Source organism: Paraburkholderia sp. EG286B (assembly GCF_040965655.1).
Classification (GTDB): Bacteria; Pseudomonadota; Gammaproteobacteria; order Burkholderiales; family Burkholderiaceae; genus Paraburkholderia.
Map to the genome: position 1 here is coordinate 49672 of NZ_JBFRCF010000024.1, position 12876 is coordinate 62547.

General features: G+C 60.3%; 10 protein-coding genes. 6 read left to right on the forward strand and 4 right to left on the reverse strand.

Going from position 1 to position 12876, the window contains the following annotated elements; all coding sequences use genetic code 11:
• Positions 1 to 249: 249 nt before the first annotated feature.
• On the forward strand, positions 250 to 1017 hold the full coding sequence (locus tag AB4Y42_RS35680) for an MBL fold metallo-hydrolase (RefSeq protein ID WP_368696807.1): 768 nt from the start codon (positions 250 to 252) through the stop codon (positions 1015 to 1017).
• A 41-nt stretch (positions 1018 to 1058) separates the two neighbouring features.
• Here AB4Y42_RS35680 and AB4Y42_RS35685 read toward each other — a convergent pair whose 3' ends face one another.
• The 3 genes from AB4Y42_RS35685 to speB all read right to left on the reverse strand — a co-directional run bounded on the left by AB4Y42_RS35685 (position 1059) and on the right by speB (position 5077).
• Positions 1059 to 2606 carry a DUF3138 family protein gene (locus AB4Y42_RS35685; RefSeq protein ID WP_368692266.1) on the reverse strand — a complete coding sequence of 516 codons (1548 nt, stop codon included), beginning with the start codon at positions 2604 to 2606 and terminating at the stop codon, positions 1059 to 1061.
• Positions 2607 to 2812: 206 nt separating this feature from the next.
• Positions 2813 to 3913 carry a polyamine ABC transporter substrate-binding protein gene (locus AB4Y42_RS35690; RefSeq protein ID WP_368696808.1) on the reverse strand — a complete coding sequence of 367 codons (1101 nt, stop codon included), beginning with the start codon at positions 3911 to 3913 and terminating at the stop codon, positions 2813 to 2815.
• A 45-nt stretch (positions 3914 to 3958) separates the two neighbouring features.
• The gene (gene speB, locus AB4Y42_RS35695) at positions 3959 to 5077 is read right to left on the reverse strand and encodes an agmatinase (RefSeq protein WP_368696809.1); all 1119 of its coding nucleotides are present in this window, start codon (positions 5075 to 5077) and stop codon (positions 3959 to 3961) included.
• A gap of 33 nt (positions 5078 to 5110) precedes the next feature.
• Here speB and AB4Y42_RS35700 point away from each other — a divergent pair, with 33 nt between their 5' ends.
• The 5 genes from AB4Y42_RS35700 (at position 5111) to AB4Y42_RS35720 (ending at position 11115) form a co-directional block, all read left to right on the forward strand.
• Complete coding sequence (locus AB4Y42_RS35700) at positions 5111 to 5995, forward strand: LysR family transcriptional regulator (RefSeq protein WP_368696810.1); 885 nt, start codon at positions 5111 to 5113, stop codon at positions 5993 to 5995.
• Between the two features lie 132 nt (positions 5996 to 6127).
• Entirely contained in the window at positions 6128 to 7186 is a 1059-nt protein-coding gene (locus tag AB4Y42_RS35705; RefSeq protein WP_368696811.1) for a LacI family DNA-binding transcriptional regulator, read from the forward strand.
• Between the two features lie 91 nt (positions 7187 to 7277).
• Entirely contained in the window at positions 7278 to 8636 is a 1359-nt protein-coding gene (locus AB4Y42_RS35710; RefSeq protein WP_368696812.1) for a sugar MFS transporter, read from the forward strand.
• Positions 8633 to 9799, forward strand: a complete 1167-nt coding sequence (locus tag AB4Y42_RS35715; RefSeq protein ID WP_368696813.1) for an ADP-ribosylglycohydrolase family protein — start codon at positions 8633 to 8635, stop codon at positions 9797 to 9799. Before AB4Y42_RS35710 ends, AB4Y42_RS35715 begins: the two co-directional genes overlap by 4 nt.
• 173 nt (positions 9800 to 9972) lie before the next feature.
• Positions 9973 to 11115, forward strand: coding sequence for a porin (locus AB4Y42_RS35720; RefSeq protein WP_368696814.1), 1143 nt, complete (start codon positions 9973 to 9975; stop codon positions 11113 to 11115).
• A gap of 261 nt (positions 11116 to 11376) precedes the next feature.
• Here AB4Y42_RS35720 and xylB read toward each other — a convergent pair whose 3' ends face one another.
• On the reverse strand, positions 11377 to 12837 hold the full coding sequence (xylB, locus tag AB4Y42_RS35725) for a xylulokinase (protein ID WP_368696815.1): 1461 nt from the start codon (positions 12835 to 12837) through the stop codon (positions 11377 to 11379).
• Positions 12838 to 12876: the final 39 nt, after the last annotated feature.

Below are 12876 nucleotides of genomic sequence, written 5' to 3' on the forward strand. Positions count from 1 at the left end.
GGGTCAACCTGCTGAACTGCGATGCCGCATTGCTCTCGGTCCAGCTTTTTAAGTAGGGCTACTGGTGCGGCGCGCGGCGCGCCGCTGAATGCCTAATCTGCATCTGTCGCGGTAAGCGCAAGAGATCGGTCAGTTTAAATACGATACGTATTCCTTATTCATCCAGTAAAACCATGGTCGAATCCATATTGTGTCACTCGTTGCCTCGTGCGACAATTCTGCAATCCAGATTAATTTCACCATACCGTGATGCTAAAGATCGCCGCCAAATGGTTCGAGTGCAAGCAATTCGACGACGACGTCTATCTGTTCTGGGAGCCACATGTGATTCCCTTGTTCCGGTGCAACATCTGGTACGTGCGTGGCCGAAATCGCGATCTGATTATCGACTCTGGGATGGGTTTTTCGAGCCTCAAGGAGGCCGGTAAGCACCTGTTTGGCAAACGCACGGCAGCGATCGCGACGCACGCGCATCTCGATCACGTGGGCAATCTTCACGAGTTTGACGAATGCATGGTCCATCGGCTCGAGGCGCCGGGGCTGCGTAATCCGCAGTGGTCATATACGCTCGCGGACGACCGCTTCAATCCCGAGTACTTCAAGAGTGCATTTGCCGATTTCCCATACGAGGGCTCCGTGGTGGATGCGTTGCCGCACGCGGGATATGAACTCGCGAGCTGGCACATCAAGCCAGCTAATGTGACACGCGAGCTCATCGACGGCGACATCATCGATACGGGCGACAGGCATTTCGAGGTGTTGCATCTGCCGGGACATTCACCGGGCAGTATCGGCCTTTGGGAAGCGCGTACACAAACGCTATTTTCGGGGGATGCAATCTATGATGGTCCGTTGATCGACGACCTTCATCACTCGTCGGTGCCGGATTACGTGAAGACCATGCAGCGTCTCTCGCGTTTGCCGGTCAAGGTCGTCCACGGCGGCCATGACCTGAGCTTCACCAGGGAGCGGCTCCTCGAACTCGTCGGTATGTATCTCGAGCGAGTCGGTGCGTGAGCGGGTGGGGCGCCGCACGCCGGCGCTCGCTTCGATGCCGCTCAGAAGGCGTAAATGAACTGCATGGCGAACAAGTCATTCGCCTTGGCGTACGATCCGTCATTGCGGAGGAAGACCTGGTTGTTTGCCCAATCGTGCCGATACTCGACCTTCACCGTAATCTGCTGCGTCGGATAGAAAAGCAGATTCAGCGCAACGTCCTGACGAACCGCCCCCTTGCATTCGAATCCGAGACCGCCGTTTGCCTTCGAGTTTGCCAGGCAGTCAGCGCCGATGCCAAAGCCGTTGTAGGGGTCCATGCCGTTGCCGTTCAGGAATATGCCCCCACCCCCACCACCGTTCTGGCTATTGACGAGGAAGTCGTAGCGCGCGGTGGCGCCCATGCGGCCAACGACCGGCATCGAGAACTTGCGGTGTGCCAGCAATGACACGCCATACCACTGTGCATTGCCGCCATTGAACGCGGCGCGTTGCTGCTTGCCATAGTCGGCCTCGGCATTGAACTGCGCATCGGCAAGTGTGTAAGTGGCGTCGAGCTCGCCAAATACGAAGTATCCGCCCGAACTCGATGCCTGGCCGCCCGCTCCAAAAACCGTGCGGCCTGTCACCGGATCGTGGGCGCTCGGCAACGTCTGCCGGCCGATGGTGAACGAGCCACCGGTGTCGAGCGCCGTGGACCACGTATAGTCCGCTCGCGCGGCGAAGCTCGGCACGCGGTTGCTGGTCGTGACGGGGTCGCCAAGCGCATTCTGTCCTGTTTGCGTGACGGCGCCGTAGGTCCGAGCCTGTTCATTGCCGAGCATGAACTTCCAGGACCAGTTGCTGGCTTCGGGCGTGTAATTGAGGCCGACGCCGACGTAGGCAGCCGGGTCCGAAAAGTCGTAGAGCAGGTTATGGGTCAGAGTCAGCGTTTGCGTGGACAGCTGATATTCATATCCGCCGAACGCGCTCATCAGTCCGGCAAGGAAGGTCGTCGTGCCCGACAACGGCACGGTGACGAATGCCGTGTTGAGAATGTTGTTGCCAATGTTGCCATGCTCGTTTGCCAGCAACGAAATGCCATTGCCCCGATTGGGCATCAGCGAAAATTCGGCCGATGGCGCCATGGGGCCGACACCGAACGTCTTCTTGATGTTGAGGTAGACGTCGCCGATCGTACTGTTGAAGTACGTATAGGATGACTCGTGATTCGCGAAGAGGAACGACGAGGTCCTGGCGGCCCGGTTATAGACGTACGCGGGATCGATATATCCGGTCACCGAGAGTCCGGCGAGCGGTCCCGAGGTGGCGGCATCGGAGAGCGAGTCGACTTTCAACTGCTGGCTCGCGAGCTGCTGCTTCATGTCGGCGAGGTCATCGTTGGTCAGCCTTGCAGGCGCGTTTCCGTAGCCGGGCTTCGACGCATCGACGACATGTGGCGTGTTGACAGCGGGCGGCTTCGCGGCGAGTTCGGCCTTGAGCGACTCCACTTCGGCCTGCAGCGCCTTGAGTTCTTGCTGCAGTCCTTCGATCCGCGCGGAGATCGGATCGGCTATCGCGAGACACGGGACAGTGCCGCTCACGATCAAGCAGATCAGTTGCCATCGCATGGAAAGTCTCCTTACTGTGTGGCCTTTGAAAGGGCAAAGCGAGTCCCTATCCGGACCCAAATCGGTTGGCGTCGGGGGGGGAGTGGCGCAGCCGCTCGCTAAGGCTTGCCGGCGATGCGGCAAGCCATTAGTCAGTTCGCGATGGCGTCGTCGGGGGCTGATGCGCTGTTATGGCGGCGTGCTGCTGCCGCGTGACAGACGCGACCTTAGCGGCCGTCCTTCAACTGCGACCAAAGACGCGTTTCCAGACGCTTGATTGCAGCGGGCAGCGGTTGTTGCATGAACAGCGTTGCAAGGACCTCTGGCTTCGGATAAACCATCGGGTCGTCGAGCAATTCAGTTTTGACGAACTTCGAAGCGGCGCTGTCGGCGTTCGGGTAGTAAATCGTGTTGGTAATCGCTGCGTGAACTTCAGGCCGCTCGATGTAGTTGATCCACTTGAGCGCGGCCTCCGGATGAGGCGCGTCCTTCGGAATCGCCATCATCTGGAACGAGACAGGCGCACCGCTCTTCGGTATGAAGTACGCCAGCTGGATGTCTTTGTGTGCCTCGCGCACGCGGCTTGCAGCCATTTTGACGTCGCCCGACCAACTCACCCCGAAGCAGATGTCTCCGCCGGCGAGGTCGTTGATCCATGAATAGAGGGCGAATTGCGTCACATAGGGGCGAATGCTTTTCAGCAATTCATAGGCGGCCTGATAGTCAGCCGGATTGTGACTGTTCGGATCCTTGCCGAGATGGTGCAGGGCGATGGAAAACATGTCGGTCGGCGAGTCGAGCAGCGAGACGCCGCAGCTCTTCAACTTGCTCAGGTATTCCGGCTTGAACAGTATGTCCCAGTTGTCGAGCGCCACCGAGGGCCCGAGTGCCTTGCGAGCCTGGCTGACGTTGTACGCGAGACCGGTCGTGCCCCATGCCCAGGGCACGCCGTATTGATGCCCCGGGTCCGCCGCGTCGGTCAGTTTCAGCAATTGTGGATCCAGATTGGCAAGGTTCGGAAGCCTGGACTTGTCCAGTTTCAAGTAGATCCCCGCGGCCGCTTGCGCGCCGAGGTAGCTCGACGAAGGCACGACGATGTCGTAGCCAGACGAACCGGTAAGCAGCTTCGCCTGCAACGTATCGTCGCTATCGAACACGTCGTAGCGGACGTGGATGCCGGTCTCCTTCTCGAAGTTTGGTACGGTATCCTTAGCGATAAAATCGTCCCAGTTGTAGACGTTGAGTGTGTTCTCGTCTGCAAGCGCTGTCGTCGCGAATGCACAGCAGGTGAGCAAGGCGAGCGCTATTCGTAAATGCGGTGCTGGCATGATGTCTCCGATAGGGTCTATGGTCGTTATAGTGAGTTGGCGCGCTCAGGGGCGGCGTTGCTTGCGCATAAGGAACAGAATGTCGGCCGCGAGATGCGCCGCCGCGAGCGCGGTGATATCGCTCTGATCGTAGGACGGCGCCACTTCCACGACGTCGGCGCCGACAAGGTGGATCCCGTCCAGCTCGCGCACGATCTCCAGTGCCTGCGCCGAAGAGAGTCCGCCCGCGACCGGCGTGCCGGTGCCCGGGGCGAAGGCAGGATCGAGACAGTCGATATCGAAGGTCAGATACGCGGGGGCATCGCCTACCACCTCGAAGATCTGGTCGACCACAGCTGCCGTGCCGTGACGATGCACCCAGGGGGCATCGAGTACGCGCACACCCATGAAGTCGCTGTTCCAGGTCCGGATGCCGACCTGAACCGACCGCGCAGGATCGATCAGGCCTTCGCGGATCGCCTTGTAGAACATCGTGCCGTGATTGAGGGAATTCGCGTCGTCATCGGGCCATGTGTCGCAATGCGCGTCGAAATGAATCAGCCCTAGGGGGCGGCCGAAACGTTCGACATGCGCGATCAGCAGGGGGTATGTGATGTAGTGGTCGCCGCCCAGCGTCAGCATCCTGGCCCCTGAGGCGAGGATAGTGCGGGCGTGAGCCGCAATGGCTTCGCGGATCGTCCACGGCCGATGCGCATCGAACCAGCAATCGCCGTAGTCGATCACGTTCAGTGCGTCGAGCGGCGCAAGCCCCCACGGATAAATGCCCAACTCGGCCAGTTGGACCGAGGCCGCACGCACGGCGGCGGGGCCGAGGCGCGCGCCGGAACGGTAGGTCGTTGCAAGGTCGAGCGGTACACCGGAAATGGCAACGTCGACGCCAGTGAGATCACGGCTATAGGGGCGCCGCAAGAATGACAGCGGTCCGGCGTAGGTCGGCGAAGCGGGGTCTTGCTGCTGCGGCGAACTCTTGCCTGCTTGCGCGGATTCAGTGGTGAATGGGTCTTTTTGGAAGGCAGAGGTCATGATCTCGGTATGTAAGGTGCCAGTAAATCGATTCATACGACTTGTCGTCTCATTCAGGCCGAATGCCATAAGCGCTATGATTCGCCGGACACAATTGATATAAAAGCGAAGGATTTTTCTGGAACTATCGATTTCGTTCATACCTCGATGCGCAGACTCCCACCTCTCCAGGCATTGCTGGCCTTCGATTCGGCGGCCCGACTGGGCTCGTTCACACGTGCGGCTCAGGAGCTGTCGCTGACCCAGTCGGCGATTAGCCATCAGATCCTTCAACTCGAGGAATGGACTGGGCAATCTCTCTTCTTGCGTGTGGGCCGGGGCGTCGTGTTGACCGCGGCCGGCAAGCTGTTTGCGCAGACAGTGGCCGACGCGCTCGCGCTGCTGAGCGACGGCCGCGAGCGGATCGAGCCGTATGGCAATCCCGATTCGGTGCTGCTCTATTGCCCGCCGGAATTTGCCTCGGGCTGGCTGATTCCGCGCATGGGCGAACTGACGGCCGCGATGCCGAACGTCGAGATCTGGCTGGTGACCGATATGGAAGTAACCGAGATCGACCGGGTCGACATCGATCTCGTGGTATCGGCCAAGCCGATCAAGTCGCCGGATGTCGAATGCCTGCGGCTGATGGAACAAGAAAAAGTGGCAATCTGCGGACCCGCGACTGCGCGCCGGCTGTATCACGCGCCGTTTCCCGAGGTGCTGGCGCGTGCACCGCTGCTCGTGCACGAACAGTCACAGGAATGGGCACCGTGGTTGCCCGAACTGCGGCGCAGCGGATTGCAAACCCGGCGCGTAATGACGAGTGCCGATCCGCATCTGCTCGTGGCGGCTGCGGAACGGGAGGCCGGCATTGCCATGGTCTCGCAGCTGTTCGCGAGCGAAGCGCTGGCGCAACAGCGCGTGTGCCGGCTGCCACAGGTGCCACGGATCGCAATGCCGCCTCTGTGGCTCATGAAATCGAAGCTGCCTGCACGCTCAACGGCGGTCGAGCCCGCCTTCCGATGGATTGCCTCGGCTTGCGGTGCTCGCGTCGATGATGGTGCCACCCCGATGCAGTGATTTTCCACTGCATCGAGCATCGCGGCGCGCGAGATCAACAGATCGACTCACGTTTTCCCTACTGCATGTTGATCATCGAAGTATCTGTGGTATCGTTCCCAAATCAGCTGATAAGCGAACAGGAGACCAGCCATGGAGTCCCTCAACGGACGCAGGCCGACCGTCATCGACGTAGCGAAGCGTGCAGGGGTCTCCAAAAGTACGGCGGCTCGGGTGCTGTCGGACGCGCCCAACATTTCCGATTCGGCGAGAGAGCAGGTGCTGCTGGCTGCGAAAGCGCTGGGCTACACGCGCAATGAACTGGCGGTCAGCATGCGGTCGGGCCGCAGCGGCATGCTGGGCCTCGTCTTGCCGGACATCGCGAATCCATTTTGGGGCGAGGTTGCGCGGGGTGCGCAGGACCGGGCTGCGGATGCAGGTGTTTCCATCCTGATTTTTTCGTCCAACTGGAGCGCGGAAAAAGAAAAGATGCATTTGAGCACCATGATGCAGGCGCGTGTCGATGGCGCGATCATCAATCCAGTCGCAGACGAACTCGGCGATTTCGAGCGTTTTGGATTGCCTTGCATCATGATTGGATCGAGTGCTGAGCGGTTTCCCGACAGTGCTTCGGTCGGCTCGGACATTGCACAAGGCGTGGGTCTCGGCATGAATTATCTGCGCTCCAAAGGCCATCTTCGGCCCGCCCTCATCGTCGGACAGCGCACGCGCCTTGCTCGTGCGAGGTTCTTACGCGCGGTACACGAACACTGCATCAAGCATGACATCGATCCTGTCACGCTGCCCGTGGAAGATGCCGACTACACGACGGAAGGCGGCGCACTCGCTATGCGACGTCTGCTGGAGCGGCATGAGGGTCGACATCTATGTGTGTTCGCCGCGAACGACCTCATGGCGCTCGGGGCGATGGGCGCCGTTCGGGAGGCGGGATTGCATTGTCCACAAGATGTGTCGATTCTTGGCTTCGACGGCATTCAAGCGGGCGCATTCGCGTGGCCAGGACTCACAACAATAGAAAAACCCGCTCGTCAGATCGGCGCCGAGGCCGTCGCACAACTTCTTAAACGCGATGTCGAAGCAGCCCACGGTACGCGGATTTATCTGCCATGCACCTTAACTGAACGCGGATCGATTGCCGATCTGCGTCGCAAATCGATGCGCGACTCCGCGGCATCAGGGGAGAGGCGCTGAGCCGCGAGGCCATCGATATATTTTTTCCGCAAAATGGGAACGTTCCCATCGCAATGACGAAGCCAAAAACTTATTGAAGGAGACAGGAACCATGTTGACCGCTCACCCAATCGTCCAGCCGCCCGATAGAACATATCTCCGGCCCATGCTGACCATCGGCATGCTGTACTTCGTGACCGGAGCCTTCAGTTGGCTAAACGGGCCTTTGACCGTCTTCGTCAAATTGGCCTTCAGACTGGATGATGTTCAGGCGCTCCTGATTACCGTCGTCTTCTATGTCCCATATTTCGTGTTCGCATTGCCGTATGCCGCTGCGCTGAAGCGGATCGGGATGAAAAGAGGGATGGCGGCGGGCCTGGGCGTCATGTCGATCGGTGCGCTGTCCTTCAGCTGGTTCGTTGGTGCGCACAGCTACCCCGGCGTACTTGCAAGCCTTTTGGTGATCGGAACGGGGCTGTCCCTGATGCAGACCGCCTACAACCCGTACGTCAGCATTCTGGGACCGATCGACAGCGCGGCGCGGCGTGTGGCTACGATGGGAATCTGCAACAAGACCGCCGGTATCCTTGCGCCCTACGTATTCGGCGCATTGGTCATGGGGGGCGTGGGCGAATTCGTCAGCCGGGTCAAAGCGGCGCCGACAGCAGCACATGCCGACGCTCTGCTCAACGCATTTGCCGCCAGATTGCACGGTCCGTATCTCACGCTCGCGGCCATTCTCGCGGTACTCGCCGTTTTCATCGCGTTTTCGTCTCTCCCCGACATCAAGCCATCGGAAGTCAATGTCGCTGAGCGCGGTAGTCATTCCGCACGCAGCATCTTTTCATTTCCTCATCTTTGGTTGGGAGTGCTTTGCATCTTCACGTACATCGGCGCAGAAGTGCTGGCAGGTGACGCGATCGGCCTATACGGGCAGAGCTTGAACTTGCCGCTCGACGCAACCAAACATTTCACGTCTTATACGATGTCCGCGATGCTCGTTGGCTACCTGGTCGGGCTCGTTCTCGTGCCGCGCTTCATCTCGCAGCAGCGCTATCTGGTCGTTTCCGCACTGATTGGCGTGCTGCTCAGCGCTTGCGCCTATGTCTCCGACGGCTATACGTCGATTGCGTTCATCGCTGCACTGGGCTTCGCGCACGCGATGATGTGGCCGGCGATCTTTCCGCTCGCGATCAAAGGCCTGGGCCGGTTTACCGAAACCGGATCGGCATTGTTGATTATGGGAATCGTGGGTGGCGCCGTGATGCCCCAACTCTTCGCACACCTGAAGCGCGTGTATGACTTTCAGTTTGTGTACATGGTGCTAACCGTGTCGTGCTACCTGTACATCATGTACTACGGCTTTCACGGCCACATGGCAGGAAAACGTGAGTCGAGAGCAACGAGCAACTCCCAAACGCAATGGGCCCGACACGGCAGCGACGAAAACGAGAATAAGGAGAACGTATGAGCATTGCCCACCAGTCACTGCAGGACCGAATCCGTGGACTCGTGTACGGGGTCGCGTACGGCGACGCGCTCGGAGCCACGGTCGAGAAGCTTTCGGCGTCGCAAATCCGTGAGCGCTTCGGGCGCGTCACTTCGATCAATACCGAATGGCATCGTGCGAAAGATGACGAAGCGGGCCGCAAGGGGCGCATACGCGGCGGCGGCATTGTCACCGACGACACCTTCATGGTGCTTTCGCTGATGAGTGTGTACAACGAGGTCGGCCGGCACCTCGACGCGTGGGATATGGCCGATGCGATGGTGCGCCAGATCGCCTGGGTTCCGCGCTGGATACCCGAACTGCAGCGCGAGACAGTGCTGATCGAGCGACTTTTTTATCCGGAGAAATGGATCTATCTGCGGCATCAACTCGCTTCCTGCGATCCACGTCAAGGAGGAATCGGGAACATGGTCAACTGCGGTGCGGCCATGTACATCGCGCCGATCGGCGCGATCAACGCCGGCGATCCCAGGGGCGCCTATGACGAAGCGATCGCATTCGCCAGCGGGCATCAGGAGAGCTACGGTCTTGAAGCAGCCGGTGTGCTCGCCAGTGCGGTAGCCGCGGCGTTCGCGCCTGGCGTCGCGATCGAAGCAGTTGTCGAGGCTGCGCTCGACGTCGCCAGGGACGGCACGCGTGCAGCGATTGACGCGATCGCCGATGCCGCTGTGAGGCTGCGTGGCAAAGACTACGAGACGGTGGTTACGGAATTTCACCGGATCATCGGTCGCTACTCGCCGATTGGTGACGATGTCGAGCATACCGCGAGAAAAGCGGGTATTGCCTCCGACGCCTATCGGCCCTCGCGGCGTCTTTCGATCGAAGAATTGCCGCTGGCGCTCGGCTTCATCCTGACGAACTGCGGGGACTTCCATCAGGCGGTCGAGGACGGCATCAATTCAGGGCGCGACACCGATTCGATTGGTGTGATGATCGGAGCGGTGCTGGGGGCGATGCATGGCAGCACCGTGATCGACGAAGGCATTTGCCGACAACTTGACGAGGTGAACCGACTGGAACTGCTATCCGCTGCCGATTGCTTCGGTCAAACGGTAAAGGCCATCCATGAGGCGGACCGTGCGTTCGCTGAAAAGAAGTTCAAGGTGCGCGCGGACTTGTCCTGAAACGAATAGGGAATCCTCACGCGCCAGGAAAAGAATAGTCAAAGCTGTTGGCGGGGTGGCGGTGTTCAGATCAAGCCCGCCTTTTCCATTATTTAGTAGTGCGACTGACAAAATTAAATCCGGCGAAGCGGCGCAAGCCGATTCGCTTACCAGTCTTATCGGGAGACGACGTCATGAGAGACAATATCCGGGTAGCTGCAATCGCAACCGCAATCCTTGCAATGACCAGCATTGCGCGAGCACAGTCCAGCGTCACGCTCTACGGGATCGTCGACGACGGCCCGAGCTACACGAGCAATGCGGGTGGCCATGCCGGCTGGCAAATGGTCAGCGGAAGCGCGCAGGGAAGTCGTTGGGGTCTCAAGGGAATCGAAGACCTGGGAGGTGGCCTGACGACGATATTCCGGCTCGAAAACGGCTTCAACATCAATAACGGCACGCTCTCGCAGGGCGGACGTGAGTTCGGCCGGCAAGCGTATTTCGGATTGGCTTCGAGCACGCTCGGGACGCTGACCCTGGGTCGGCAACTCGACATGATCAATGACTATGTGGCGCCAATGACGGCAAACTCGTCGTGGGGCGGTTACGCCTTCTCGCATCCGTTTGATAACGACAATACGGACGGCTCGTTTCGCATCAACAACGCGATCAAGTACACCAGTGCGAACTATCTGGGTCTAAGTTTCGGGGCGACATACGCGTTCAGCAACGCAACGGGTTTCGCGCAGGACCGTGAATACAGCATGGGGGTTCAGTACACGCACGGTCCGCTGGTTATCGCCGGGGCGTACTCGAACGTCAACGGCCTCGGCACCAGCACGAACGGTGCCGTCACGCCCGACACCGCGCCGTTCGTCGCTGATTCCCAGAAGATTGCTGGCGCGGGAATCAAGTACGCTTTCGGCCCTGCGGCAGTCGCCTTCGTTTATACGTATACGGACATCGGCCAACCCGTAAGGAACAACCTCGTCCGCGCAACACTGAACGGCACCAGCTTGAGGTTCAGCAACTACGAAATCAACGGGACATACCAGCTTGCTCCGCAGTTCTCCGTTATGGCGATGTACACCTTTACACATGGCGACTACGCGGCGAGCAGCGGTACCGTCCGCCCGAACTGGAACGAAATTGGCTTGATGGGCGACTACCTGCTATCCAAGCGGACGGACGTGTATGTCCAGGGCGTATGGCAGCGCGTGAGCGGCGTGGCCGATGACATGGGCGGAATGAGCGGGGCGTTGATACTAGGCAGTGCGGGGCAGTCGAGTACGGCTAGCCAGATGCTCGTGCATGTGGGTTTGCGGCACAAATTCTGAGTGTGCGAACCGGTGGGTTGCCGTCAATCGCTCGAGAGAGGGCGCGGCGAGATGGGTGTCGGTGCTACCGTGAGGCCAGACCGATCAACGCTCCCGGCACTACAACGCTCTTCGGTCCTGCCAGCAACGCAGGCCGAATAGCGGCACGAGTGCGTAAGCATGATCGAGCATATCCGACTGCAGGCTTTCATACGGCTCCCAGCGCGTCTCGCCAGCCGGTGTTGATGCGACAGGGTACCTGCGCGCTGGCAGTGGAGCCGTTCAGACGCGAAACCCGGATTTCAACGTCTGATAGAGCCGCCTGTACCGTTCGAGCCGGTCTCCCAGCACGCTCCGAAGTGCTGCCTCAGGCTCGTATCGCTCGAGGACAGCGGGCGCTTTGACCACTGCAGCGAGTTCTTCCCGTGTGCACGAGAGACGAGCGAGGCGACTTGCTCCAAGCGCCGCTCCGAGTTCGCTCCCTTCGTTTCGATTGAGTTCGAAGCCGAGCGCGCAAGCGCAGAGTTTGCCCCAGAACGCGCTGCGCGACCCGCCGCCAATGAAGGCGGCTGCGGTGAGCGTCGTTCCCGCTCCCCGCAGCGCCGCATATCCATCCGCCATCGCGAACGCGACGCCTTCCATCACGCTGTACGCAAGATGCTGGGCGCCATGCGCCGAAGTCATCCCGTAGAAGACACCTTTTGCTGCGGCATCGTTGTGCGGCGTCCGCTCCCCGTTCAAATAGGGAAGGAAAATCGGCGCGGCGGCGCTTTGTCCCGAGGGGGCCATCTCGATCAGTTCGGCGACGCTGCTCTTGAGCAGGCCGGACAGCCAGTGCAGGCTCGCCGCCGCGCTGAGGATGACACTCATCTGATGCCACTGTCGCGGCACGCAATGGCAGAATGCATGGACGGCCTGGGCGGGGTTCGGTGCATAGCTCGCGGTCGCGGCGAAGAGTACGCCCGACGTTCCCAGCGACAGGAACGCATCGCCCGGCCGGGCAACGCCGATGCCAACTGCGCTCGCGGCGTTGTCACCGGCGCCGCCACAAACCGTCACGCTGCCATCGAGACCCCACTCGCGCTGAAGGTCTCCCCGCAACTGGGCCGCAGGCTCGCTGCCCTCAACCAGCCGGGGCATGTGCTCCCTCGACAAGCCGGTTGCGTCGAGCATGCGGTCGGACCAGTCGCGTTTTGCGACATCGAGCCATAGCGTCCCCGAGGCGTCGGACATGTCGGATGTAAACTCGCCAGTCAGACGCCATGCGATGTAATCCTTCGGAAGCAGCACTTTTTGCACTGCACGAAAGACGGCTGGCTCGTACTTCGAAAGCCAGAGCAGCTTGGGCGCCGTGAAGCCCGGCATGGCCTGATTTCCGGTGATATCGCGCGAATCGGGCACGAGCGCCTCGAGTTCGACGCACTCCGCGTAGGCGCGCGTGTCACTCCACAGAATCGCCGGACGCAGCACGTTGCCACTGCGATCGAGTAGCGTCGCGCCGTGCATCTGGCCGGAGAGGCCAATTCCGCGCAGCGCCCTGAACGCGCGAGGCTGCTCGCTGCGTAGGGCCGCGACGGCGTCGAGCGTAGCGTTCCACCAGTCCTGGGGACTTTGCTCCGACCACAGGGGGTGAGGGTTCTCGACGCGCAGTCGGGCCCGGCTGCTGGCGATGACGTTCGATTCGGCATCGGTAAGCACAACCTTTACCTCGGACGTGCCGAGGTCGATTCCCAGATAACTCAAAGTGTATTCCCGACGGTGAGCAGGCGGCCGCGCCGCCTG